The organism is Serratia sp. 22278, from assembly GCF_052045405.1.
GTDB lineage: Bacteria > Pseudomonadota > Gammaproteobacteria > Enterobacterales > Enterobacteriaceae > Serratia > Serratia marcescens.
Genome location: NZ_JBQEOW010000001.1, coordinates 159,951 through 184,052 on the forward strand (window position 1 = coordinate 159,951; position 24,102 = coordinate 184,052).

A 24,102-nucleotide genomic window follows, 5' to 3' on the forward strand; every position below is an offset into this window, starting at 1 on the left:
TGCCTGCAGGGTCATCCTCAGACAGGAGTTCCTAAATGTCCAAGCAACAAATCGGCGTTGTCGGCATGGCGGTAATGGGCCGCAACCTCGCGCTGAACATCGAGAGCCGTGGTTACACCGTTTCCATTTTCAACCGTTCTGGCGACAAAACTGACGAAGTGATCGCTGAGAACCCGGGCAAAAACCTGGCGCCGTATTACACCGTTGAAGAGTTTGTCGAATCGCTGGAAAAACCGCGCCGCATCCTGCTGATGGTGAAAGCGGGCGAAGCAACGGATAAAACCATTGCCTCGCTGACTCCGCACCTGGACAAGGGCGATATCTTGATCGACGGCGGCAACACCTACTATCAGGACACCATCCGCCGTAACCGCGAACTGTCCGACCAGGGCTTCAATTTCATCGGTACCGGCGTTTCCGGCGGTGAAGAGGGCGCGCTGAAAGGGCCTTCCATCATGCCTGGCGGCCAGAAAGAAGCTTATGAGCTGGTGGCGCCGATCCTGGAGAAAATCGCTGCGGTTGCGGAAGGCGAGCCTTGCGTGACCTACATTGGCGCAGACGGTGCCGGCCACTATGTGAAGATGGTGCACAACGGCATCGAATACGGCGACATGCAGCTGATTGCCGAAGCCTATTCTCTGCTGAAACAGGCGCTGAATCTGAGCAACGAGCAGCTGGCCGAAACCTTCGCCGAATGGAACAAGGGCGAACTGAACAGCTACCTGATCGACATCACCAAAGACATATTCACCAAGAAAGACGAAGAGGGTAAATACCTGGTCGATGTGATCCTGGACGAAGCTGCCAACAAAGGCACCGGCAAGTGGACCAGCCAGAGCTCGCTGGATCTGGGCGAACCGCTGTCGCTGATCACCGAATCGGTGTTCGCGCGCTACCTGTCCTCGCTGAAAGATCAGCGCGTTGCCGCGTCTAAAGTGCTGACCGGCCCGAAAGTGGCGCCGTTCACCGGCGACAAAGCTGAATTCATCGAGAAAGTGCGTCGCGCGCTGTATCTGGGCAAGATCGTGTCCTACGCGCAGGGCTTCTCTCAGCTGAAAGCCGCGTCTAAAGAAAACAACTGGGATCTGCACTACGGCGAAATCGCCAAGATCTTCCGCGCCGGCTGCATCATCCGCGCCCAGTTCCTGCAGAAGATCACCGACGCTTACGCGGCGGACGCCGATATCGCCAACCTGCTGCTGGCGCCATACTTCAAGCAAATCGCCGACGAGTACCAGCAGGCGCTGCGTGACGTGGTGGCTTACGCCGTGCAGAACGGCATTCCTACGCCAACCTTCTCCGCCGCGATCGCCTACTACGACAGCTACCGTTCTGCGGTGCTGCCGGCGAACCTGATCCAGGCGCAGCGCGACTACTTTGGTGCGCACACCTATAAACGTATCGACAAGGAAGGCGTGTTCCATACCGAATGGATGGAATAATCCCGCCCGTTGAGCGATAAAAAAAGCCGCCGAGGTTAACGCCCGGCGGCTTTTTTTATTGCGCGTGATTTAACGTCACGCTTTTTTCTGATGCCTTTCGCGCAGCCGGCCGATCACCGCGCTCATATCCAAATCCTGGTCCTGCAGCAGCACCAGCAGGTGATAGATCAGGTCCGAAGCTTCGTTGGTCAGCTCTTCGCGATCGTTGACCGTGGCGGCCAGCGCGGTTTCCACGCCTTCCTCCCCGACCTTCTGCGCGATGCGCTTGGTGCCGCTGGCGTACAGGCTGGCGGTGTACGAGCTGTCCGGGCTGGCGTGCTTGCGCTCCGCCAACAGCTGTTCCAACTGATAGAGGAACGTCCAGTCGCTGGCGGCCGGGTGGAAGCAGCTGCTGTTGCCGAGGTGGCAGGTCGGGCCGATCGGGGTGGCCAATATCAGCAGCGTGTCGTTATCGCAGTCCGGCGTGATGCTGACCACCTTGAGGAAGTGGCCGGAGCTTTCACCCTTGGTCCACAGGCGCTGCTTGGTGCGCGAGAAGAAGGTGACGTTGCCGCTTTGCTCGGTGGTCGCCAGCGCTTCCGGCGTCATGTAACCCAGCATCAGCACTTCGCCGGAAACGGCGTGCTGCACGATGGCTGGCATCAGGCCGTCGGTTTTTTCCCAGTCCAGCTGGTTTCTCTGTTGTTCTGTCAGCACACGCGAATCTCCACGCCTTGTTCGACCAGGAACCTTTTCAGTTCGCCGATATTGATGATTTGTTTGTGGAACACCGATGCCGCCAGCGCACCGTCGACGTCCGCATCGCGGAACGCTTCCAGGAAGTGCGCCATGGTGCCCGCGCCGCCGGAGGCGATCAGCGGCACCTTGCAGGCCTCGCGCACCCGGCGCAGCTGCTGCAGATCGTAACCGTTGCGCACGCCGTCCTGGTTCATCATGTTCAGCACGATCTCACCGGCGCCGCGGCGCTGCACTTCCTGCACCCAGTCGAGGGTTTCCCACTGGGTGATTCGGGTGCGGCTCTCGTCGCCGGTATATTGGTTGACATGATACTTGCCGGTTTCACTGTCGAACCAGGTGTCGATGCCCACCACGATGCACTGCACGCCAAAGCGTTCAGCCAGGCGGCTAATCAGCTCAGGATCGGCCAGCGCCGGCGAGTTGATCGAAATCTTGTCGGCGCCGAAAGACAGGATCTGGCTGGCGTCCTCGGCGCTTTTAATGCCGCCGGCGACGCAGAACGGAATATCAATCACCTCCGCCACGCGCGACACCCAGCTTTTGTCCACCACCCGGCCATCGCTTGAGGCGGTGATATCGTAAAACACCAGCTCGTCCGCGCCTTCTTGCGCATAGCGCTGCGCCAGCGGCACGATGTCGCCGATGATTTCGTGGTTGCGGAACTGCACGCCTTTCACCACTTGCCCGTCTTTAACATCCAGGCACGGGATTATCCGTTTTGCCAGCATGCGATCGCCTCCTCAACGCTAAATTTACCTTCCAGCAGGGCGCGCCCCACGATCACGCCGGCAACGCCGCTGCCGCGCAGCTGGGCGATGTCGTCCAGATTGCCGATGCCGCCCGAGGCCTGGAAGGCCACCTGCGGATAACGGCGGCTGATCGCCTGATACAGCGCCACGTTGGAACCGGCCAGCGTGCCGTCGCGCGAAATATCGGTGCACAGCACGTGCTTGAGCCCGTAGGGCAGGAACTGCTCCACCACCTGTTCCAGCGTGGCGTCGGAATCTTCTTGCCAGCCGCTGATGGCCACGCGTTTTACGCCCTGTGCGTCGATGCGCACGTCCAGCGCCAGCACCAGCGCGTCGGCGCCGTAGCGCTCGAACCAGCTCTGCACCAACTGCGGTTGTTTCACCGCGGTGGAGCCGATCACCACGCGCGTGGCACCGGCCTCCAGCAGGGCGCTGACGTCTTGCTCGTTGCGGATGCCGCCGCCGACCTGCACCGGCACCTCAACCCCCGCCAGCAGTTTGCGCAGCAGCGGGATCTGGCGCGCCGCCGGATCCTTGGCGCCGGTCAAATCGACCAGGTGCAGCACCTGGGCGCCCTGTTGTTGATAGTCCTGCAGGCGCAGCAGCGGATCGTTGCCGTAGTCGCGCTGTTGGCCGTAATCGCCCTGATGCAAACGCACCACGTTGCCGTCGATCAAATCCAAAGCCGGAATAATCATGCTGCCTACATCTCCAGAAAGTTTTTCAACAGTTGCGCGCCGGCCGCTCCAGAACGTTCTGGATGAAACTGCACGCCGAAGAAATTGTCTTTTTGCACGGCGGCGGTGAAGGGCTCGCCGTAGTTCGCCTGGGCGATGGTGCTGGGGCATATCGGCATCGCATAGCTGTGTACGAAATAGAAGTAGGCGCCATCATCGATGCCGCGGAACAGATGGTGGCCCGCCTGCGCGGACACCTGGTTCCAGCCCATGTGCGGCAGCGGCAGGCCGAAGTCGGTCATCTGCTTCACCGGCGTATCGATGAGGCCGAGCGTGGTCACACCGCCGTTCTCTTCGCTGCTGGCCGCCAGCAGCTGCATGCCGAGGCAAATGCCCAGCACCGGCTGCGTGCAGGCCCTGATCAGTTCGATCAAATCGCGCTCGCGCAGCTGATCCATCGCCGCCTGCGCGGTGCCGACGCCTGGCAGGAACAGCTTGTCGGCGCGCAGCACGATCTCCGGATCGCGGCTCACCTCCGGCTGATAGCCCAGGCGCCGCACCGCGTAGGTGACGGAGGCCAGGTTGGCGCAGCCGGTATCCAAAATCACCACGTTCATCACAGCACTCCTTTCGAACTCGGCAGGGTATTGCCCTCGACGCGGATCGCCTGGCGCAGCGTGCGGCCAAACACTTTGAACAGGCTCTCGACCCGGTGGTGGTCGTTTTTGCCCTTGGTCTTCAGGTGCAGCGTGCAGCCCATGGTGTAAGACAGCGAACGGAAGAAGTGCTCGACCATTTCGGTGCTGAGATCGCCGACGCGCTGATAGTTGAACTCGGCTTTGTACTCCAGGTGCGGGCGGCCGGAGATATCCAGCGCGCAGCGCGCCAGGCATTCGTCCATCGGTAACACGAAGCCGAAGCGGGCGATGCCGCGCTTGTCGCCCAATGCCTTGTTCAGCGCTTCACCCAGCGCCAGGCCGGTGTCTTCCACCGTGTGGTGATCGTCGATATACAGGTCGCCTTTAACGTCGATCTCCATGCGGAAGCCGCCGTGGGTGGCGATCTGATCCAGCATGTGGTCGAAGAAGCCGACGCCGGTTTTGATTTTGCTGCCGCCTTCGCGATCCAGCCACACGTTGACGTCGATCTGCGTCTCTTTGGTCACGCGGTTAACCCGCGCGTGACGGTCACGCAGGGTCAGCTGGCGCACGATCTCTTTCCAACCCAGCACGCCGCGCTGGTAACGCAGCCCCTGGATGCCCATATTTTCCGCCAGCTGCACATCGGTCGGCCGATCGCCGATCACGTAGCTGTGTGCGGTATCGAGCACGCCGGGTTCCAGGTAGCCCTTCACCAGCGCGGTTTTCGGCTTGCGGCAGTCGCAGTTGTCCGCCGGCAGGTGCGGGCAGATCAGCACATCGGTGAACTGAATGCCCTGGGAGCTGAGGATCTGCATCATCAGGTTGTGCGGCGGATCGAAGGTTTCCTGCGGGAAACTGGCGGTGCCGAGCCCATCCTGATTGGTGATCATCACCAGCTGATACCCCGCCTGTTGCAACGCCAGCAGGGAAGGGATCACGTCTGGCTCGAGCGCCAGCTTGTCCAGGCGGTCAACCTGGAAATCTTCCGGTGGCTCGGCGATCAGCGTGCCGTCACGATCGATAAAGAGGATTTTTTGGCTCACATTGGCTCCTGGCGAGTCTGGTTGGCGCCGGGCAGGGCGGACAAGGCGTCTACCACGCGTTGACATTCGTCGCGGGTGCCTATGGTGATGCGCAGGCAGCCGGACAACCCGGGCTGTTTGTTTTGGTCTCGTAAGATAATGCCCTGATCCCACAAGCTTTTAAACACATTACTTGAGGCGGTGAAGCGGGCCAGCAGGTAATTGCTGTCGCTGGCGAAAACCTGCTCGACGCAGGCGCATTTCTCCAGCTGTTGCTGCAGCCAGCTGCGGGTGGCTGCGATGTCGGTGACGCGCTGGCGCATGGTGCGGATACCTTCCTCGCTCAGCGCCTGCGCGGCGATATCCGCCACCGGCGTCGAGAGCGGGTAAGGCGCGATCACCTTCAGCAGCAGGGCAATCAGATCTTCATTGGCGAGCGTAAAGCCGCAGCGCAGGCCGGCCAGCGCAAAGGCCTTCGACAGCGTGCGCAGAATAGCCAGGTGCGGATAGTCACTCAGCCAGCCGGCCACCGAAGCCTGCGGGCAAAACTCGATATAGGCTTCGTCCACCGCAACGATCGCCTTGCCTTTGGCCAGCTCCAGCAGGCTGCGTAGATCGTCCGGATCGATCAGGTTGCCGGTTGGGTTGTTCGGGCTGCAGACGTAGATCAGCTTTACGTTGTCCAGGCTGTCCGCGATGGCCGGCAGATCCAGCTGCCAGTCTTCTTTGGCGGCCACGGTGCGGCGCTCCACGCCGAAGGTTTCGGCGCTGACGGCGTACATGCCGTAGGTCGGCGGGCAGAACAGAATGGCGTCTTTGCCCGGCTCGCAGAAGGCGCGGATCAGCAGCTCGATGCCTTCATCGGCGCCGCGGCTGACCAGCACCTGCTCTTTCTTCACCCCGGCATAGGCGGCGTAGCGTTCGATCACCTGCGCCGGCTGGCACTCCGGATAGCGGTTGAAGGTTTGCGCGGTCAGCTGGAATTCCGGGGCGATCGGGTATTCGTTGGCGTTCAGCCATACGTCGCCCTTGCCGCCGAGGCGGCGCGCCGATTGATAAGGGGTCAGCTCGCGAACGTTGGCGCGCGCCAGTTTTTCGATGCTCATGCTTGCTCCTTCAGGGCGGCGACGCGCAGGGTCACGGCATTCTTGTGGGCGATCAACTGCTCGGCGGCAGCCAGCGTCTCGATGGTGGCGGCCAGGTTGCTGAAGCCCTGCGGCGTCAGTTCCTGCACCGTCATGCGTTTTTGAAAATCGGCCAGCCCCAGGCTGGAGCAGGTGGCGGTGTAGCCGTAGGTCGGCAGCACGTGGTTGGTGCCGGAGGCGTAATCGCCGGCGGACTCCGGCGACCAGTCGCCGAGGAACACCGAACCGGCGCTGGTGATGCCGTCCACCAGTTCACGCGCATTGCGGGTCTGAATAATCAGGTGCTCCGGGCCGTAGCGGTTGCTGATCGCCACGCACTCGGACAGATCGCGCGCTACGATCAGGCGGCTGCTCGCCAGCGCCTGACGGGCGGTCTCGGCACGCGGCAGCTCGGCCAGCTGGCTTTCCACCGCGTCGGCCACCGCCTGCGCCATCGCCGCGTGCGGCGTCAGCAGGATCACCTGCGAATCCGGGCCGTGTTCGGCCTGCGACAGCAGATCGGAAGCGACGAATGCCGGGGTGGCGCCGGCGTCGGCGATCACCAGCACCTCCGAAGGGCCGGCAGGCATGTCGATGGCCGCGCCGTCGAGGCGCTGGCTGACCTGCCGCTTGGCTTCGGTCACGAAGGCGTTGCCCGGCCCGAAGATCTTCGCCACGCGCGGCACGCTCTCGGTGCCGAACGCCAGGGCGGCGATCGCCTGCGCGCCCCCGACCTGAAACACTTCCTGCACGCCGCACAGCTGCGCCGCATACAGGATCTCATCGGCGATCGGCGGCGGCGAGCACAGCACCACCCGGCGGCAGCCGGCGATGCGCGCCGGCGTCGCCAGCATCAGCACGGTGGAGAACAGCGGCGCCGATCCGCCGGGAATATACAGACCCACCGAGTCGATAGGGCGGGTCACCTGTTGGCAGCGCACGCCCGGTTGCGTTTCGACGTCCACCGGCGGCAGTCGCTGCGCGTTGTGGAAGGTTTCCACGTTGGCGACGGCAACCGCCATCGCCTGTTTGATGTCGTCGCCCAACCGCGCGGCGGCGGCGGCGATCTGCTCGGCGCTGACGCGCAGCGCCGAGACTTCCGCCTTGTCGAAACGGGCGCTGTAGTCGCGCAGCGCCCGATCGCCGTTGGCCTTCACGTTGTCGAGGATTTCGCTCACCGTGCGGGTGATACTGTCGGAGGCGGCGATTGCCGGGCGCATCAGCAGCTCGGTCTGGCGTTCGGCGCTGCTGGTCGCCCAATCGATCGGCGTGTTGAAGGTCGACATGGCGTTACTCCATCATCTTTTCAATCGGCAGCACCAGAATCGAGCTGGCGCCGAGCGCTTTCAGTTTTTCCATGGTTTCCCAGAACAGGGTTTCGCTGCTCACCATGTGCATCGCCACGCGGTTCTGCGCGCCGGCCAGCGGCAGAATGGTCGGGCGCTCGGCGCCCGGCAGCAGCGCGACGATCTCGTCCAGTTTCTCGCTCGGCGCGTGCAGCATGATGTATTTGGATTCACGCGCCTGGATCACGCCCTGAATGCGGGTCATCAGGCGATCGATCAGCTGCTGTTTGGCTTCCGGCATTTCGCCGTCGCGCTGGATCAGGCAGGCCTTGGAGCGGTAGATCACCTCCACTTCGCGCAGGCCGTTGGCCTCCAGCGTGGCGCCGGTAGAGACCAGATCGCAGATGGCGTCGGCCAGGCCGGCGCGCGGCGCCACTTCCACCGAGCCGTTCAGCAGGCAAGATTTGAAGCGCACGCCCTGCTTGTCGAGGTATTGCTTCAGCAGGTGCGGGTAAGAGGTGGCGATGCGGGCGTCCTGCAGGCTTTGCGGGCCGGTGTATTCGGCGTCGAGCGGGGTGGCCAGCGACAGGCGGCAGCCGCCGAAATCGAGGCGGCGCAGGGTGAAGTAACGCGGGTCTTCGCCCTGGGCGCGGCGGCTGAGCAGTTCTTCTTCCAGCACGTTTTCGCCGATGATGCCGAGATCGACCACGCCGTCCATCACCAGGCCCGGAATATCGTCGTCGCGCACGCGCAGGATATCGATCGGCATGTTTTCTGCGAAGGCGATCAGACGCTGTTGCTGCAGGTTGATCTTGATGCCGCAGCGCGCCAGCAGCTCCTGGGATTCATCGCTCAGGCGGCCCGACTTCTGCATTGCGATCCGTAAACGTGTCTTGTCCAGCATGGTAACCTCTGTTTAATCTGTAATTTTATGAATTTATTGTAAAAACTATTCTTTTCTGTCTGTCCGGAGCCAAAAAAAAACCCTCGGAAGAAATCTTCCGAGGGCTCTCTCTTGCGTTCTGCGCGCCACTGGAAGATTAACAAACCGTCTTCCAGCACTCATCGCCTGAAAGACTAGTCAGGGTGATGGTGATGATGGTGGTTGAACTGAACGCGTGTCATGGTGTTTTTCTCTAATCAAAAGCCGGTAAAAACCGTATGCCAATTAAGCTAAACTATCCGCTGTCCACCGCGCAACCCTTTTTTAACGTCATAAATTTAATTTATTGAAACAGGTTAGGTTATTAGCCACAGACGGCTTTACCTGACCTTAAGCCGGGCAGATTGTATCGCCGTGCGCAGTGGCGTAGCCTTAGGGGTAGGGCGCTGCGATCTTCAGGAGAGGAAGAGGATGAAAAAGGTAGCCATTATTGGTTTGGGTTGGCTGGGCATGCCGTTGGCGCTGTCGCTGATGGGGCGCGGGTATGACGTGGTCGGCAGCAAAACCACGCCGGACGGCGTCGAGGCCGCGCGCATGAGCGGCATCGAATGTTACCAACTGGAGCTGACGCCGGAGCTGGTGTGCGATCCGGACGATCTGGAATCGCTGCTGCGTGTGGATGCGCTGGTGGTGACACTGCCCGCTCGCCGCACCGTCGAAGGCAGCGAAAACTATTTCAATGCGGTGCGCATGCTGGTGGACAGCGCGATGGCCTTTGGCGTGCCGCGGGTGATCTTCACCAGTTCCACCTCGGTGTACGGCGAAACTGCCGGCACGCTGCGCGAAGAGTCGCCGCTGCGGCCGGTCTCGCCGTCGGGCCGGGTGTTGGCCGAGCTCGAACGTTGGTTGCATGAATTGCCGAATACCTCGGTGGACATTCTGCGCCTGGCGGGGCTGGTGGGCGCCGATCGTCACCCCGGCCGCTTCCTGGCGGGAAAACTCGACGTGAAGGGCGGTTCGCAGGGGGTAAATCTGGTGCACCAGGACGACGTCATCGCCGCCATCCAACTGTTGCTGAAGCTGCCGAAGGGGGGCCACGTGTACAACCTGTGCGCGCCGCGTCATCCGGCCAAACGCGAATTTTATCCGGCGCTGGCCGAGCAGTTGCACCTGGAGCCGCCGCAGTTCGCCGACGAGGCGGAGCAGGATGAGCGACTGGTGGACGGCAACCGCATCTGCAACGAGCTGGGTTTCGAGTACCAGCATCCCGATCCGGCGCGCATGCCGGTCAGCTAAACGTCATCATGCCCCGCAAATGCGGGGTTTTTTTCGCCAGCGCGCACCAAATCCTCCAGCAGCGCGTTCAACGCCTCGTCGGGCTGGACGGGGCGGCTGACCAGGCTGAGCGTGGCGCGGTAAGAGAGCGCTGCGCCGCCCAACTGCCGCAGCAGCCCCTGTTCCACCCAGCGCGCCGCGTAGTGGGTGGGCAGATAGCCAAGACAGGTGCCGCTCAGCACCAGATGGGCGACGCTTTCCATATGGTGAGCCACCGCCGCCAGATGTGGCGGCGCGATCGGGCACAGCTGCTGCGCCAGCAGGTAGCCGCGCTTGACCCAGCGCGCGTTTTCAATCTGCTCGCGCTCCGGTTCTTCCACCGCGAACAGCGGGTGATCCTCACTGCAATAGATCGCCTGCGTCTCCTCCAGCCACGGCTGATAACGCAACGCTTCCAGCTGTTGGCCGAAGTAGCCGATGCCCAGATCGAGCTGCCGGTGCAGCAGCCCTTGCTCAATCTCGTTCGGCGAACAGATGCGGCACTGCAATTGCACGTCCTGATGTCGGCGCTGGAAGTGTTTGATGGCCTGGCTGAACGGATTGCCCGGCAGCGAAACCAGGTTATCCACCAGACCGATTTGCAGATCGCCGGTCAACAGGCCGTTCAGCGACTGGCTGACCCGGGTGAAGTCGCGGGCGGCGTTGAACAGCGAGCGGCAGGCGATCAGCATGCGTTCGCCCTTGGGCGTCAGCCGGAAGCCGGAGCGCCCGCGCTGACACAGGCGAAAACCCAGCCGGGTTTCCAACGAGGCCAGGTGGGTGCTGATGGTGGATTGGTTCATCAGCAGCGCTTCCTGCGCGGCGCTGACACCCTGGGCTTCCGCCACTGCGACGAACACCCGCAGCAGTTTCAGATCGATATCGCTTAGGTTGGTGAGCATCGCCCCCTCCGCAGAACGTCGGCCGGTTAACCCATTTTTAACATCGAAGAAATAGGTGCGGCGCTGAAGATATGGCCTTCCTTATGGCATGAATTTTAAATAAAAATCAATACTTCAATAAGTTAGTTGCATCGCGTTTTTCGATGTTTACATGCAAAAGCGGGAATGGTAGCCGAGGTGGCCAACGGGGTAGCCTGCGAATGTTGCTCAAATGTTTCAATCCATCGCAGATAAAGACAAGGAAACGCCATGCTGAACCAACCCCAAAGCGGTAACGATATGCCGCGCTTTGCAGGCCTCCCCACCATGATGCGCCTGCCCGCGGCCGAACAGGCGCGCGGTCTGGACGCCGCCTTCGTCGGCGTTCCACTCGATATCGGCACCTCCAACCGCAGCGGCACTCGCTATGGCCCGCGCCAGATCCGCCAGGAATCGGTGATGATCCGCCCCTACAACATGGGTACCGGCTCTGCGCCGTTCGAACGGCTGCAGGTGGCCGATCTGGGGGATGTCGCCATCAACCCCTACAGCCTGGCGGACAGCGTGCAGCGCATCGAGGCGGCTTACCACGAGATCCTGGCGCACGGCTGCACGCCGTTGACGCTCGGCGGCGATCACACCCTGACGCTGCCGGTGCTGCGCGCCGTCGCCCGTCGTCATGGCCCGGTCGGGCTGATCCACGTCGATGCGCATTCCGATACCAACGAGGAGATGTTCGGCGAACAACTGGCGCACGGCACCACTTTCCGCCGCGCGTTCGAGGAGGGGCTGCTGGCGCCGGAAAAGGTGGTGCAGATTGGCCTGCGCGGCAGTGGCTATGCGGCGGACGACTTCGACTGGTCACGCCGCCAGGGCTTTCGTGTGGTGCCGGCCGAGGCCTGCTGGCACCGGTCGCTGACGCCGCTGATGGCGGAGATCCGCGAGCAGATGGGCGAAGCGCCGGTTTATCTCAGTTTCGATATCGACGGGCTGGATCCGGCCTTCGCGCCGGGCACCGGCACGCCGGAGGTCGGCGGGCTGTCGGTTTGGCAAGGTCTGGAGATCGTGCGCGGCTGCCGTGGGTTGAACCTGGTCGGCGGCGACGTGGTGGAAGTGTCGCCACCTTACGATCGCTCCGGCAACACCGCGCTGCTGGCCGCCAACCTGCTGTTTGAAATGTTGTGCGTGCTGCCGGCCCGTTGAGGCCGGCGCACTGACCCTGCCGGCGGAGCGGTTGCGTCGGGGCCCCTGATAACAATAACTACGGAGTGGAGGTACCCATGAATCTCGATCTGCTGGTCGTGGTGTTTTACTTTCTGGTGATAGGCGCGGTGGGATGGATGGGCATTCGCCGCGCCAATTCCAAAGAGGCGTATCTGGTGGCCGGGCGCAACCTGGGGCCGGGGCTGTATCTGGGCACGCTGTCGGCGGTGGTGCTCGGCGGCGCGTCGACCATCGGCAGTGTCAAGCTCGGTTACACCTACGGTATCTCCGGCGTCTGGCTGTGCGGCGCGCTCGGGCTGGGCATCGTGGTGCTGAGCCTGGTGCTGGCCAAGCCGCTGCTCAAGCTGAAGCTGTATACCGTCAGCCAGGTGCTGTCGCGGCGCTATCACCCGGCGGCGCGGGTCACCAGCGGCGCGATCATGCTGGCGTATGACCTGATGGTGGCTGTGACCTCGATCATCGCCATCGGCAGCGTGATGCAGGTGATGTTCGGCCTGTCGTTCAGCGCATCCATCCTGCTCGGCGGCGGGCTGGTAGTGCTGTATTCGACGCTGGGCGGCATGTGGTCGCTGACGCTGACCGACATCATTCAGTTCATCATCATGACCGTCGGCATGATGCTGGTGCTGATGCCGATGAGCATCGTCAAGGCCGGCGGCTGGGAGGCGTTCACCAGCCTGCTGCCCGCCGGTTACTACCAACTGTCGTCGATCGGGCTGGACACCATTCTGGTGTTCTTCCTGATTTACTTCTTCGGCATTCTGATCGGCCAGGACATCTGGCAGCGGGTGTTCACCGCCCGTAGCGCCAATGTGGCGCGCTTCGCCGGGCTGGGGGCGGGCGTCTATTGCGTGCTGTACGGCGTGACCGGCGCGCTGATCGGCATGGCCGGCAAGATCGTGCTGCCGTCGCTCAGCAACACCGACGGCGCCTTCGCCGCCATCGCGCAGGCGGTGTTGCCGGTTGGCGTCAGCGGGCTGGTGGCCGCCGCGGCCTTAGCGGCGCTGATGTCCACTGCCAGCGCCTGCCTGTTGGCGTCTTCGACCATCGCGCTGGAGGACGTGCTGCCGGCCATCCGCCGTAAACCTTCCGGCGGGCTGGCCGCCGGGCGCTTCACCACGCTTTTCATGGGCGCGGTCATGCTGGGGCTGGCGTTTGTGGTGCGCGACGTGTTGGCGGCGCTGACGCTGGCTTACAACCTGTTGGTGGGCGGCATGCTGATCCCGTTGGTAGGGGCTATCTTCTGGCCGCGCGCCACCAGCGCCGGCGCCATCGCCAGCATGCTGACCGGCAGCCTGTGCGTGGTGGGGCTGATGATCTGGCACGGCATCGACGCCAACAGCCCGATCTACGGCGGTCTGCTGGGCGGCGGCGTCGCCTTCGTGCTGGGCAGCCTGCTGAGCCGCCCGGCGCCGCAGCTGGAGACTCAAACTGAACGCTGAGGGCGAGCCGGGCTTTTATCACGGCGCCTTTACTGATTTACTGAGGAGCAGGGCGCATCGCCGCCCTGTCGGTTTAACGGTGAAGGTAAGGAGAAGGTGAGTCATGGGTACGATCAGCGTCGCATGCTGCCAGTTAGCGTTGCGGGTAGGGGAAGCGGATCACAATCGGGCGCTGTCCGCCCAGGCTATCCGCCGGGCGGCGCAGCGCGGCGCCAACGTCATCGTGTTGCCGGAGTTGGTGAACAGCGGCTACGTGCTGCGCGATAAGGCGGAGGCGCTGGCGTTGGCCGAAGCCGAGGACGGGCCTAGCCTCAGCCTGTGGGGGACCCTGGCGCGCGAGTTGGATGTGGCGATCGTCGCCGGTTTCTGCGAGCGGCTGCCCGATGGCGGGGTGGCCAACAGCGCGGCGTTGATCGATGCGCAGGGCGTGAGGGCGATTTACCGCAAGGCCCACCTGTGGCATGAGGAGAGCACGATCTTTACCCCCGGCGATCGGCCGCCGCCGGTCGTCGAGACGCGCTTTGGCCGGTTGGCGGTGATGATCTGCTACGATCTTGAATTCCCCGAATGGGTGCGTCTGCCGGCGCTGGCCGGCGCTCAGCTGCTGTGCGCACCGGTCAACTGGCCGCTGGCGCCGCGCCCGCAGGGCGAACGGCCGGCGGAGATGGTGAAGGCGCAGGCCAACGCCGCCGTCAATCGGCTGTTCATCGCGGTGTGCGATCGTTGCGAAACGGAACGCGGCGTTGCGTGGATCGGCGGATCGGCGATCGTCGACGCCGATGGCTATCCGTTGACGCAGAGCCTGACAGGCGAAGGCATGGTGCTGGCATCGATGGATATCGGCGCGGCCGATGACAAACACATCGGCCGCCACAATCACGTGCATCGCGATCGGCGGCCGATGCTGTATTGAAGCGGCGGGGCGGTCGGCGGATCCGGCTGCCCCGCCGATCGTTTCTCCGGCGGGAAAATCCGCCGTTTTGGCGCTTACAGCCAGCCTGACTTCTTCAACTTCTGATACAGGAAAATACAGCCGACGGCGGTCGCCCCCAGCGTGGCGTGATAGGCCCACGGGAATTTCAACTCCGGCATGTCGGCGAAGTTCATGCCGTACAGGCTGAAGATCACCGTCGGGATAGCCAAAATCGCCCCCCAACCCGCCAGCCGTTTCACCACTTCGTTTTGTTTGACCGTCACCAGCGCCAGGTTGACGTGCATGGCGTTGGTCAGCATTTCGCGCATGTCGTCGATGTTGCTGACCACCTGATGCGCGTGATCCTGCACGTCGCGCACGTAGGCGCGCAGCTCTTTCGGGATCACCTCTTCGTGCAGGCGAATCAGCTGGTTGCAGATTTCATCCATCGGCAGCGCGGCGTTGCGCAGCGCCAGCAGGTGGCGGCGCAGGGTATAGACGTTCTCGATCGCCGCCTGATCGAACTCCGACTGGAACATGTTGGCTTCGATGTTCTCGATGGTGCTCTCGAAGCGCGTCACCACGCTGCGGTAGTTATCCACCACGAAGTCCAACACCGAATAGAGGGCGAAGCCCGGCCCGCGGCACATCTGCTTGTGGTTCTCTTCCGCTTTGGCGCGGATCGGCGCGTAACTGGGCGAGGCGCCGTGGCGCACCGTCACCAGAAAGTTTTTGCCGACGAAGAAGTGGGTTTCGCCGTATTCGATTTCGTCGTGCTCGCCCCACTGCGCGGTTTTCACCACGATGAACAGCGAGTCGCCGTAGGTCTCCAGCTTCGGCCGCTGGTGCGCGCACAGCGCGTCTTCGATCGCCAAATCGTGCAGGCCGAACTCCTCCTGCACCTTGCGCATAAACGCCGGCTCCGGCTGCCGCAACCCCAGCCAGACGAAGGTGTCCGGCTGTTTGACCACCTCGCTGATATCGTCGATGGTCACTTCGCCCAGCCGTTGGCCGGCTTTGTACGCCACACAGTTCACCACCATGCTTTTGCTGTCCATCTGTCCATCCATCAATCAGTCAGGGTTTTGGTAAGAAAATAGCACTCGTGTTCCACCGGATACTCTTTCAGCGTCATTTGCAGCTGATAGCCGAGCTTTTCGTAGAACGGTCGCGCCTGGAAGCTGAAGGTGTCGAGACGGGCGTAGCGGCAGCCGCGCGCCTGCGCCTCGTGCTCGGCGGCGCGCATCAGCCGGCCGCCGAGGCCGCTGCCGCGCTGGGTATCCGCCACCCACAGCCACTCGACGCTCAGCCAGTTGCCCCAGGTTTCGGCGGTCAGCCCGCCGATCACCGTGCCGGACTCGTCGCGCGCATAGACGCTGAGCGGCTTGCGGTGGCTGGCGTCGATATGCGGCAGGTTGTAAGCGCGCAGGCCTTGCCTGATCGCATCGAGGGTATGTTCGTCAATCGCGTCGGTAACGGTAATGTCCATTTTTCCTCCTGGGTTATGGATTAACTTAAGCACACTGCGGCTAAAAGGCAACCCGTTGAAATGTAATGTAAACACCCATTCCGATGGGCTGGACTACACTAAACGGGTCATTTCATCTTCAGGAGGACGCCATGCCCCGATTGACTCTGCTGGCCGGTTTGCTGCTGTGCAGCGGCCTGCTGCACGCCGCGCCGACGGTCAGCCAATTGCAGGACAGCCTGGAACACCCGTGGTCGCTGGCCTTCTTGCCGGCGGAACAAGGCCTGCTTATCACCGAACGGCCCGGCCGGCTGCGGCTGTGGCAGCAAGGCAAAGGCCTGTCGCCGCCGATCGCCGGCGTGCCGCAGGTCTACGCCGAAGGACAGGGCGGCCTGCTGGAGGTGTTGCCGGCGCCCGACTTCGCCGCCAGCCGCCGGGTGTACCTGAGCTTCGCCGAATCGGGCGAGGGCGGCAAAGCCGGCACGGCGGTCGGCTATGGCCGCCTGAGTGACGACGGCGCGCGGCTGGAAAACTTTAAGGTGATCTTCCGTCAGCAGCCCAAGCTGTCGGTCGGCAATCACTTTGGCGGCAAGCTGGCGTTCGATCGGCAGGGCTACCTGTTTATCGCGCTGGGCGAAAACAACCAGCGGCCGACGGCGCAGGAGACCGACAAGCTGCAGGGCAAGCTGGTGCGGCTGACCGCCGAGGGCGCGATACCACCGGATAATCCCTGGGTCGGCCAGGCAGGTAAACGCCCGGAGGTCTGGTCTTACGGCCACCGCAATCCGCAAGGGCTGGCGTTGAACCCGTGGAGCGGCGCGATCTGGGTACACGAGCACGGCCCGCGCGGCGGCGATGAGCTCAATATCCCGCTGCCGGGTAAAAACTACGGCTGGCCGCTGGCCACCTACGGCATCAACTATTCCGGCCAGCCGATCCCGGAGGCCAAAGGAGAACGGGTGCCCGGCACCGAACAACCGCTGCACTATTGGCGAGTCTCGCCCGGCCTCAGCGGCATGGCGTTCTATGACGGGCAGCGTTTCCCCGCCTGGCGTCACTCGCTGTTCATCGGCGCGCTGGCGCAAAAGGCACTGATTCGCCTGACGCTGGAGGGTGACAAAGTGGTGGCGGAAGAGCGGCTGCTGGGCGATCGCGGCGAACGCATCCGCGAGGTGCGCAGCGGGCCGGATGGCTATTTGTATCTGCTGACGGACGAACGGGACGGCAAGCTGCTGAAGGTCGGGGCGTCGTAACGCCCCGAACGCGTCAGGTGAGCTCGCTCATCACGCCGCGCTGATAGGCCGGGCGAGCGCGCAGCTGCTGATACCAGCGCTCCATGTTCGGTCGCGGGCGGCGGGCGATCGGCATCTCGAACCAGCCGTAGGCGAAGCTGCCGAGCGGGATATCGCCGAAGCCGAATGCGTCGCCGGAGAGGTAAGGCTGGTGCGCCAGCGTCTGTTCAATGACGTCGAAGTGTTTTTCCAGCGTGGCGATCGCCGCTTCGATTTTCGCCATGTCGCGTTGCTCCGGCGCGGTGCGGATCAGGCCCCAAAAGACGATGGTGAAGGCCGGAACGATGGTCGAGGTGGTCCAGTCCATCCATTTCTCGGCGGCGGCGCGCGCCTGCAGATCTTGCGGATAGAACGTCGCGTCGCCGAATTTCGCCGCCAGGTAGCGCACGATGGTGTTGGACTCCCACAGCACGAAGTCATCGTCCTGCAGTAACGGCACCAGGCCGTTCGGGTTCAGCGCGCGGTAACTCTCTTCGTTGACCTTGCCAAACGCCCCGCCGGCGTTGATGTGGGTATAGCTCAGCCCCAGTTCGGCGGCGCACCACAGCACCTTCCTGACGTTGTTCGAATTCTCACGACCCCAAATGGTCAGCATGGGATAACTCCGTTAGCGGATTAAAGACCCTTAATACCTACGCCACAATGCGCTTTTTGTCACACCGCAGGGCATTTTTTGTCTGCCGATCAACGCTCCCAGCGGCACACTTCCCAGCCGCGCTCCGCCGCCAGCGCGCTCAACTCGCTGTCGGGGTTGATCACCGTGGCGCTGTCGACGAATTGCAGCATCGCCTTGTCGTTGAGGGAGTCGCTGTAGCCGTGGCTGTGCTCGAACTTCAGGTGCGGATGCTGCGCCAGCCAGTGTTGCAGGCGGATCACCTTGCCCTGTTGGTAGGTCATGGTGCCGTAGGTGTGGCCGGTGAAGCGGCCGTCGCTGATTTCCACGCCGATCGCCAGCGCATCGTCGGCGCCGAGCTGTTCGGCGATCGGCGCCACCAGGTGTTCGCCGGTGGCGGAGATCACCAGGATGCAGTCGCCGCGTTCGCGGTGCCACTGCAGGCGTTCACGGGCGGCGGGATAGACGCGCGGCAGGATGTCGCGCCGGATGTAGCGTTGCACCCAGCCGGCCACGGTTTGCACGCTCAGGCCGGTCAGCGGCGCCAGCGTGGCCTGCATGTAGTCCTCCATCGACAGCTTGCCCTGATAATAGAGCTGCATCAGCTGCTGCTCCTGCAGTTCCAGCTCCGCCGGCGCGAAGCCCTGGCCGACCAGCCAGCGGATCCACAGGCTGGCGCTGTCATCGTCAATCAGGGTTTCATCCAGGTCGAATAAGGCTAAATCCATCAGTATTTCTCCGGCAGGCAGGGTATGAGGTCGTTTACAGGATAGCGGATAGCGCACGTCGCCAGCCAGCGGCGTCGGCGAAATTGCGCAGAGCATAAGAAACATTGATGACGGTTTTGCGACAGTTTGTTGAACGTTTGCATAACTTAGAACGCAACAATATTGGCCGTCCCGGCGAGCGCGATGGTAACTATGGGGCAAATGCAGCTACCCGCCAGGGAGTGACAATGTTGATTATTCGCCTGTACGGCAGCCCGATCGTGATCGGGGAAGAAGAGGAACCGCATGATGACGCACCTGACGACGCTGAAGACGTTGCCGCTGCTGGATCTTTCGCAGCTTGACGGCGATGCGCGCCAGCGGCGCGCCTTTCTCGACGATTTGCGCGCGGCGGCCCGCGACGTCGGTTTTTTCTATCTGCGCGGGCACGGCGTGGACGGCGCGTTGAATGCGCAACTGCAGCACGCCGCGCGGCAATTTTTCGCCCTGCCGGAAGCCGACAAGCTGGCGGTGCAGATGGTGCATTCGCCGCACTTTCGCGGTTACAACCGGGCGGCGGCGGAGCTCACGCGCGGGCAGCCTGACTGGCGCGAACAGTTCGATATCGGCGCCGAACGCCCGGCGCTGACGCTGGCTGATGACACGCCGCGCTGGGCGCGTCTGCAGGGGCCAAATCAGTGGCCGGCGGCGCTGCCGGCGCTGAAACCGCTGCTGCTGGAGTGGCAACAGGCGATGACCGCCATGTCGCTGCGGCTGCTGCGCGCTTTCGCTTTGGCGCTGTCGCTGCCGGAGCAGGCGTTCGATCGCTTGTACGGCGAGAAGCCCAACGAGCACATCAAACTGATCCGCTACCCGGGGCGGGACGCCACCGCCAGCGCACAGGGCGTCGGCGCGCACAAGGACTCCGGTTTTCTCAGCTTCCTGCTGCAGGACGCGCAAAAAGGGCTGCAGGTGGAGGTCAGCGAGGGGCAGTGGATAGACGCACAGCCGCGTGAAGATACCTTCGTAGTGAACATCGGCGAGCTGCTGGAGCTGGCGACCAACGGCTATCTGCGCGCCACGGTGCACCGGGTGGAAACGCCGCCGGCGGGGAGTGACAGATTATCGATCGCGTTCTTCCTCGGCGCGCGTCTGGACGCGGTGGTGCCGCTGTACCAACTGCCGCCGCAGCTGGCGGCGCAGGCGCGCGGCCCGGCCAGCGATCCGCTCAACCCGTTGCTGCGCGACGTGGGGTATAACTACCTGAAAGGCCGCATCCGCTCCCATCCCGATGTGGCGCACCGTTTTTATCAGGACGTCATCGGCGTCTGAACGACGGGCGTAAAAAAGCCCGGCGCGTCGGCCGGGCTGATCGTGCGCTGATGCGGCGATTATTCCGCCAGCGCCTGCTGCAGATCGGCGATCAGATCTTCCACATCCTCTATCCCCACCGACAGGCGCACCAGCTGCGGCGTGATGCCGGTTGCCAGGCGCTGTTCCAGCGGAATGGAGGCGTGCGTCATGCTGAACGGCTGGCTGATCAGGCTTTCCACGCCGCCCAGGCTTTCCGCCAGGGTGAACAGGCGCGAACGCTGGATGACCCGGCGCGCATAGGCGTCGTCGCCTTTCAACCGTACCGAGATCATGCCGCCGAAGCGCGTCATCTGGCGTGCCGCCAGCGCATGCTGCGGATGGCTCGGCAGGCCGGGGTAGTAGACGTTTTCCACCTGCGGCTGGCTCTCCAGCCACTGGGCGATACGCAGCGCGCTGTCGCTGTGGCGCTGCATGCGCAGGGCCAGAGTGCGAATGCCGCGCAGCGTCAGGAAGCTGCTGAACGGATCGAGAATGCCGCCGACGGCGTTTTGCAGGAAACCGAGCTGTTCCGCCAGCGCCGGGTTATCCCCCACCGCCGCGACGCCGGCCACCACGTCGGAGTGGCCGTTGAGGTATTTGGTGGCGGAGTGCACCACCACGTCAAAGCCCAGATCCAGCGGACGCTGCAGATACGGCGAAGCGAAGGTATTGTCCGCCACGCTGATAAGCTGATGCTTTTTAGCGATCGCGGCGATGGCGCTCAGATCCGCCAGTTTCAGCAAGGGGTTGGTCGGGGTTTCCACCCAGATCATTTTGGTATCCGGTTCGATCGCCTGTTCCAATCGGGCGAGATCCGCCGGCGCCACGTAGGTGACGCGCAGGCCGGCGGTGCGGCTGCGCACTTTTTCCAGCAGGCGATAGGTGCCGCCGTACAGGTCGTCCACCGCGATCAGGTGGCTGTCTTTATCGAGCAGCTCCAGCACCGTGGAGCAGGCCGCCAGGCCGGAGGCGAAGGCGTAACCGCGGCTGCCGCCTTCCAGTTCGGCGATGGCGCTTTCCAGCGCGGTGCGCGTCGGGTTGGCGCTGCGGGAATATTCATAGCCGGTATGTTCGCCCGGCGCCGGTTGGGCGTAGGTGGAGGTGGCGTAAATCGCCGGCATCACTGCGCCGGTCGCGTCCGGGGTGTAACCGGCGTGAACGGTCAACGTATCAAACTTGGCCATAATGGGTCCTTATTAACGTAATTTTTGGCGCCAGGCGTTAAGCACGTCTGTGCGGGTAATCAGGCCGAGGAAGCGCTCGCCGTCGAGCACCACCGCGACGTGGCCATGGTTGAAGGTGGCCTGTAATTCCTCGTAGCCGGCTTCCTTTTGCAGCGTATGGACCTGTTTGGTCATCGCGCTGCCGGCCGGCAGGCTGAAGTGGGCGGCGTCGGCCTGGACGGCGTTCAGCAGATCCCACTCATCGATCAGACCGACCACCCGATCGCCTTCCAGCACCGGCAACTGAGAGATGTCGTACAGCCGCATGCGGGCGTGCACGATCGCCAACGTATCGTCCGGCGCGGCGGAAACGGCGGCGCCTTCGTCGTGGCGGTAGGCGATCAGATCGCGCAGATCGCCGTGTTGCGGTTTGCTCAGCAGACCCTGTTCCAGCATCCAGTGGTCGTTATACATTTTAGACAGGTATTTGTTGCCGCTGTCGCAGACGAAGGTCACCACCCGCTTGGGTTCGGTTTGCGCGCGGCAATAACGCAGGGCGGCGGCCAGCAGGGTGCCGGTGGAGGAGCCCGCCAGCACGCCTTCCTTGCGCAGCAGCTCGCGCGCGGTGGTGAAGGCTTCGGCGTCGCCGATGCGGTAAGCATTGCGGACCTGGTCAAAGTCGCTGAGCGGCGGGACGAAGTCTTCGCCGATGCCTTCCACCAGCCAGCTGCCCGCTTCGCCGATGTGGCCGTTGTCGAGATAGTCCGCCAGTATTGAACCCGCAGGGTCGGCCAGCACGAATTCCGTCTGCGGCGAAACCTCGGCGAAATAGTGGCTCAGCCCGCCCAGCGTGCCGCCGGAGCCGACGCCGACCACGATGGCGTCCACGTCATGCTCCATTTGCCGCCACAGTTCGGGCGCGGTGGTGGTGGTATGGGCCGCCGGATTGGCCGGGTTGTTGAACTGATCGATATAAAAGGCGCCGGGGATCTCCCCGGCCAGACGTTTGGCGTAATCCTGATAGTAAGCCGGATGCCCTTTGCCGACGTCCGAGCGGGTCAGCAGCACTTCCACGCCCAACGCGCGCAGGTGGAAGATCTTCTCGCGGCTCATCTTGTCTGGCACCACCAGCAGCAGCTTATAGCCTTTCAGCGCCGCTACCAGCGCCAACCCCAGGCCGGTATTGCCGGCGGTGGCTTCGATGATGGTGCCGCCCGGCTGCAGTTTGCCGTCGCGCTCGGCCTGTTCGATCATCGACAGCGCCACGCGGTCTTTGATCGAACCGCCGGGATTCTGGTTCTCCAGCTTGACGAACAGCCGGCATGGGCCGGTATCGAACTGGGTCAGTTCCAGCATCGGGGTATTGCCAATCATCTCGATGACGGAATGGGGGATTGCCATGACTCATCTCCAGGATTATTCGGTATAAAAGTCTTTGTGCGGATGATAGCGCTGAGGATAAGCGCTTTAAAAAGAACAAATAACGGTTCTATATGCCATTATGGAATATATTAATCTTTTTTAGACGTATGGATGCGCAGATGTTTAGCGGTGCAGATGCTTGGCCGTGTAGCCGTGGGTGGATGCAAAAATGCGCGTCGCGATGCTTTTTTGAACGATAAGCGGGGGGCTGCGTACAGTTATGTAAAAATGCTGAAAATTCACGCTAAACCCTGCAAAAATAAGATAAATCACATAAACTCACAGCAAGGGCATTTTCGGTGCGTTGTGTTACCCGCTACGGGCGCCGCAAGGGGTTGCGGCCGGCACGCGCGCACCGGGCCACTCTCGCTGGTTGGCTTAAAACGTGAACATGTTTGAAAGTTAACGCTATTTCAATGGTTTTGAATGGACACTCTGGCGACGTCATGATGAAAAAAAACTTATCCACTTCCCTGAAAAAACTGACCTTCAGCGTAGGCATCCTGTTGCTGGCCGCCCCGGCCGTGCACGCGGCTGAGCCGCCGGCGCCGCCGCAGGTAGACGCCAAGGCCTTCATTCTGATGGACTACAACAGCGGCAAGGTGCTGACCGAAGGCAATGCCGACACCCGTCTCGATCCCGCCAGCCTGACCAAGATCATGTCCAGCTACGTGATCGGCCAGGCGATCAAGGCCGGCAAGATCAAGCCGGAAGACATGGTCACCGTCGGCAAAGATGCCTGGGCGCCGGGTAACCCGGCGCTGCGCGGTTCTTCGCTGATGTTTATCAAGCCCGGCGATCAGGTGCCGGTGCTGGAACTGAATAAAGGCATCGTGATCCAGTCTGGCAACGACGCCAGCATCGCGCTGGCGGACTACGTGGCGGGCAGCCAGGATTCGTTCGTCGGCCTGATGAACAACTACGCCAAATCTCTGGGGCTGCAGAATACCCATTTCCTGACGGTGCATGGTCTGGATGCGGAAGGGCAGTACAGCACCGCGCGCGACATGGCGCTGTTGAGTCAGGCGCTGATCCGCGACGTGCCGGACGAATACGCGCTGCATAAAGAGAAAGAGTTCACCTTCAACAAGATCCGCCAGATTAACCGCAACCGTCTGCTGTGGAGCAGCAACCTGAACGTTGACGGCATCAAGACCGGCTACACCAGCGGCGCCGGTCACAACCTGGTGGCGTCCGCCACCGACGGCCCGATGCGTCTGATCTCGGTGGTTTTAGGCGCGCCGAGCGATCGCGTGCGCTTTAGCGAGAGCGAAAAGCTGCTGACCTGGGGCTTCCGCTTCTATGAAACCGCGACGCCGATCAAGGCCGATAAGCCGTTCGTCACCCAGAAAGTGTGGTTCGGCGACGTCAGCGAAGTGCCGCTCGGCGTGGCGAAAGACGCTTCGGTCACCATTCCGAAAGGGCAGATGAAAAACCTGAAGGCCAGCTACAAGCTGACCCAACCGACGCTGGAGGCACCGCTGGCGAAAAACCAGGTGGTCGGTACCATCGATTTCCAGCTGGACGGCAAGACCATCGAGCAGCACCCGCTGGTGGCGATGCAAGAGGTGAAAGAGGGCAACTTCTTCAGCCGCATCTGGGATATGGTGATGATGAAGCTGAGCCAGTGGTTCGGCGGGATCTTCGGCTGAATAGCCTGATGTGGGAGCGCCCCGGGCGCACCATCCTCGACCAAGCCGCAACGGAGACGTTGCGGCTTTTTTTATTTTCAGTATCCGGCCGAAGCG

General features: G+C 62.6%; 25 protein-coding genes and 1 other annotated feature. Of the genes, 9 read left to right on the top strand and 16 right to left on the bottom strand.

Going from position 1 to position 24,102, the window contains the following annotated elements:
- Positions 1 to 35: 35 nt before the first annotated feature.
- The gene (gene gndA, locus ACTJJ6_RS00725) at positions 36 to 1,442 is read left to right on the top strand and encodes an NADP-dependent phosphogluconate dehydrogenase (RefSeq protein WP_004938815.1); all 1,407 of its coding nucleotides are present in this window, start codon (positions 36 to 38) and stop codon (positions 1,440 to 1,442) included.
- A 75-nt stretch (positions 1,443 to 1,517) separates the two neighbouring features.
- Here gndA and hisIE read toward each other — a convergent pair whose 3' ends face one another.
- From hisIE to hisL, 9 genes are all read right to left on the bottom strand, one after another.
- Complete coding sequence (gene hisIE, locus ACTJJ6_RS00730) at positions 1,518 to 2,138, bottom strand: bifunctional phosphoribosyl-AMP cyclohydrolase/phosphoribosyl-ATP diphosphatase HisIE (protein ID WP_049299812.1); 621 nt, start codon at positions 2,136 to 2,138, stop codon at positions 1,518 to 1,520.
- On the bottom strand, positions 2,132 to 2,908 hold the full coding sequence (hisF, locus tag ACTJJ6_RS00735; RefSeq protein ID WP_016928406.1) for an imidazole glycerol phosphate synthase subunit HisF: 777 nt from the start codon (positions 2,906 to 2,908) through the stop codon (positions 2,132 to 2,134). Before hisF ends, hisIE begins: the two co-directional genes overlap by 7 nt.
- Positions 2,890 to 3,627: a 1-(5-phosphoribosyl)-5-[(5-phosphoribosylamino)methylideneamino]imidazole-4-carboxamide isomerase gene (gene hisA / locus ACTJJ6_RS00740; RefSeq protein ID WP_420277014.1), complete on the bottom strand. Its 738-nt coding sequence runs from the start codon at positions 3,625 to 3,627 to the stop codon at positions 2,890 to 2,892. The genes hisF and hisA overlap by 19 nt, the downstream gene beginning before the upstream one ends.
- Positions 3,628 to 3,632: 5 nt before the next feature.
- Positions 3,633 to 4,223: an imidazole glycerol phosphate synthase subunit HisH gene (hisH, locus tag ACTJJ6_RS00745; RefSeq protein ID WP_004938803.1), complete on the bottom strand. Its 591-nt coding sequence runs from the start codon at positions 4,221 to 4,223 to the stop codon at positions 3,633 to 3,635.
- Positions 4,223 to 5,290 (bottom strand): bifunctional histidinol-phosphatase/imidazoleglycerol-phosphate dehydratase HisB, encoded by a 1,068-nt coding sequence (gene hisB, locus ACTJJ6_RS00750; protein ID WP_016928404.1) that lies wholly within the window; start codon positions 5,288 to 5,290, stop codon positions 4,223 to 4,225. The genes hisH and hisB overlap by 1 nt, the downstream gene beginning before the upstream one ends.
- On the bottom strand, positions 5,287 to 6,375 hold the full coding sequence (gene hisC, locus ACTJJ6_RS00755) for a histidinol-phosphate transaminase (RefSeq protein WP_033640854.1): 1,089 nt from the start codon (positions 6,373 to 6,375) through the stop codon (positions 5,287 to 5,289). Before hisC ends, hisB begins: the two co-directional genes overlap by 4 nt.
- On the bottom strand, positions 6,372 to 7,679 hold the full coding sequence (gene hisD, locus ACTJJ6_RS00760; RefSeq protein WP_049299811.1) for a histidinol dehydrogenase: 1,308 nt from the start codon (positions 7,677 to 7,679) through the stop codon (positions 6,372 to 6,374). The genes hisC and hisD overlap by 4 nt, the downstream gene beginning before the upstream one ends.
- Positions 7,680 to 7,683: 4 nt before the next feature.
- Positions 7,684 to 8,583, bottom strand: coding sequence for an ATP phosphoribosyltransferase (gene hisG / locus ACTJJ6_RS00765; protein WP_004938793.1), 900 nt, complete (start codon positions 8,581 to 8,583; stop codon positions 7,684 to 7,686).
- A 71-nt stretch (positions 8,584 to 8,654) separates the two neighbouring features.
- Positions 8,655 to 8,781, bottom strand: a sequence feature (His leader region).
- Complete coding sequence (hisL, locus tag ACTJJ6_RS00770) at positions 8,757 to 8,804, bottom strand: his operon leader peptide (RefSeq protein ID WP_100396937.1); 48 nt, start codon at positions 8,802 to 8,804, stop codon at positions 8,757 to 8,759. Its footprint overlaps the feature before it by 25 nt.
- A gap of 229 nt (positions 8,805 to 9,033) precedes the next feature.
- On the opposite strand from hisL, the gene ACTJJ6_RS00775 reads away from it, so the two are divergent.
- Entirely contained in the window at positions 9,034 to 9,858 is an 825-nt protein-coding gene (locus ACTJJ6_RS00775; RefSeq protein WP_016928401.1) for an SDR family oxidoreductase, read from the top strand.
- On the opposite strand, the gene ACTJJ6_RS00780 is transcribed toward ACTJJ6_RS00775, so the two are convergent.
- On the bottom strand, positions 9,855 to 10,778 hold the full coding sequence (locus ACTJJ6_RS00780) for a LysR family transcriptional regulator (protein WP_049299810.1): 924 nt from the start codon (positions 10,776 to 10,778) through the stop codon (positions 9,855 to 9,857). The genes ACTJJ6_RS00775 and ACTJJ6_RS00780 overlap by 4 nt on opposite strands.
- Before the next feature lie 249 nt (positions 10,779 to 11,027).
- Here ACTJJ6_RS00780 and speB point away from each other — a divergent pair, with 249 nt between their 5' ends.
- From speB to ACTJJ6_RS00795, 3 genes are all read left to right on the top strand, one after another.
- Positions 11,028 to 11,960: an agmatinase gene (gene speB / locus ACTJJ6_RS00785; protein ID WP_049299809.1), complete on the top strand. Its 933-nt coding sequence runs from the start codon at positions 11,028 to 11,030 to the stop codon at positions 11,958 to 11,960.
- A 77-nt stretch (positions 11,961 to 12,037) separates the two neighbouring features.
- Complete coding sequence (locus tag ACTJJ6_RS00790; RefSeq protein WP_094142993.1) at positions 12,038 to 13,423, top strand: sodium:solute symporter; 1,386 nt, start codon at positions 12,038 to 12,040, stop codon at positions 13,421 to 13,423.
- A 103-nt stretch (positions 13,424 to 13,526) separates the two neighbouring features.
- Complete coding sequence (locus ACTJJ6_RS00795) at positions 13,527 to 14,336, top strand: nitrilase-related carbon-nitrogen hydrolase (RefSeq protein WP_440801730.1); 810 nt, start codon at positions 13,527 to 13,529, stop codon at positions 14,334 to 14,336.
- A 74-nt stretch (positions 14,337 to 14,410) separates the two neighbouring features.
- Here ACTJJ6_RS00795 and ACTJJ6_RS00800 read toward each other — a convergent pair whose 3' ends face one another.
- Entirely contained in the window at positions 14,411 to 15,394 is a 984-nt protein-coding gene (locus ACTJJ6_RS00800) for a magnesium and cobalt transport protein CorA (RefSeq protein WP_015377262.1), read from the bottom strand.
- 11 nt (positions 15,395 to 15,405) lie between these two features.
- Complete coding sequence (locus ACTJJ6_RS00805) at positions 15,406 to 15,825, bottom strand: GNAT family N-acetyltransferase (RefSeq protein WP_151254353.1); 420 nt, start codon at positions 15,823 to 15,825, stop codon at positions 15,406 to 15,408.
- A 131-nt stretch (positions 15,826 to 15,956) separates the two neighbouring features.
- Here ACTJJ6_RS00805 and ACTJJ6_RS00810 point away from each other — a divergent pair, with 131 nt between their 5' ends.
- Positions 15,957 to 17,057 carry a PQQ-dependent sugar dehydrogenase gene (locus tag ACTJJ6_RS00810; RefSeq protein ID WP_440801733.1) on the top strand — a complete coding sequence of 367 codons (1,101 nt, stop codon included), beginning with the start codon at positions 15,957 to 15,959 and terminating at the stop codon, positions 17,055 to 17,057.
- A gap of 13 nt (positions 17,058 to 17,070) precedes the next feature.
- Here ACTJJ6_RS00810 and ACTJJ6_RS00815 read toward each other — a convergent pair whose 3' ends face one another.
- The gene (locus tag ACTJJ6_RS00815) at positions 17,071 to 17,691 is read right to left on the bottom strand and encodes a glutathione S-transferase family protein (protein WP_440801736.1); all 621 of its coding nucleotides are present in this window, start codon (positions 17,689 to 17,691) and stop codon (positions 17,071 to 17,073) included.
- 89 nt (positions 17,692 to 17,780) lie between these two features.
- Complete coding sequence (locus tag ACTJJ6_RS00820) at positions 17,781 to 18,437, bottom strand: HAD family hydrolase (RefSeq protein ID WP_016928389.1); 657 nt, start codon at positions 18,435 to 18,437, stop codon at positions 17,781 to 17,783.
- Positions 18,438 to 18,544: 107 nt separating this feature from the next.
- On the opposite strand from ACTJJ6_RS00820, the gene ACTJJ6_RS00825 reads away from it, so the two are divergent.
- On the top strand, positions 18,545 to 18,781 hold the full coding sequence (locus ACTJJ6_RS00825) for a hypothetical protein (protein WP_100225598.1): 237 nt from the start codon (positions 18,545 to 18,547) through the stop codon (positions 18,779 to 18,781).
- Entirely contained in the window at positions 18,726 to 19,748 is a 1,023-nt protein-coding gene (locus ACTJJ6_RS00830; RefSeq protein WP_440802064.1) for an isopenicillin N synthase family dioxygenase, read from the top strand. The genes ACTJJ6_RS00825 and ACTJJ6_RS00830 overlap by 56 nt, the downstream gene beginning before the upstream one ends.
- Positions 19,749 to 19,807: 59 nt before the next feature.
- Here ACTJJ6_RS00830 and ACTJJ6_RS00835 read toward each other — a convergent pair whose 3' ends face one another.
- Together ACTJJ6_RS00835 and ACTJJ6_RS00840 are read right to left on the bottom strand one after the other, a co-directional pair.
- Complete coding sequence (locus ACTJJ6_RS00835; protein WP_016928387.1) at positions 19,808 to 20,953, bottom strand: trans-sulfuration enzyme family protein; 1,146 nt, start codon at positions 20,951 to 20,953, stop codon at positions 19,808 to 19,810.
- Between the two features lie 12 nt (positions 20,954 to 20,965).
- The gene (locus ACTJJ6_RS00840; protein ID WP_193842681.1) at positions 20,966 to 22,333 is read right to left on the bottom strand and encodes a pyridoxal-phosphate dependent enzyme; all 1,368 of its coding nucleotides are present in this window, start codon (positions 22,331 to 22,333) and stop codon (positions 20,966 to 20,968) included.
- 467 nt (positions 22,334 to 22,800) lie between these two features.
- Between ACTJJ6_RS00840 and ACTJJ6_RS00845 the strand changes: the two genes are divergently transcribed.
- Positions 22,801 to 24,006, top strand: coding sequence for a serine hydrolase (locus ACTJJ6_RS00845; RefSeq protein ID WP_015377270.1), 1,206 nt, complete (start codon positions 22,801 to 22,803; stop codon positions 24,004 to 24,006).
- Positions 24,007 to 24,102 lie beyond the last annotated feature (96 nt).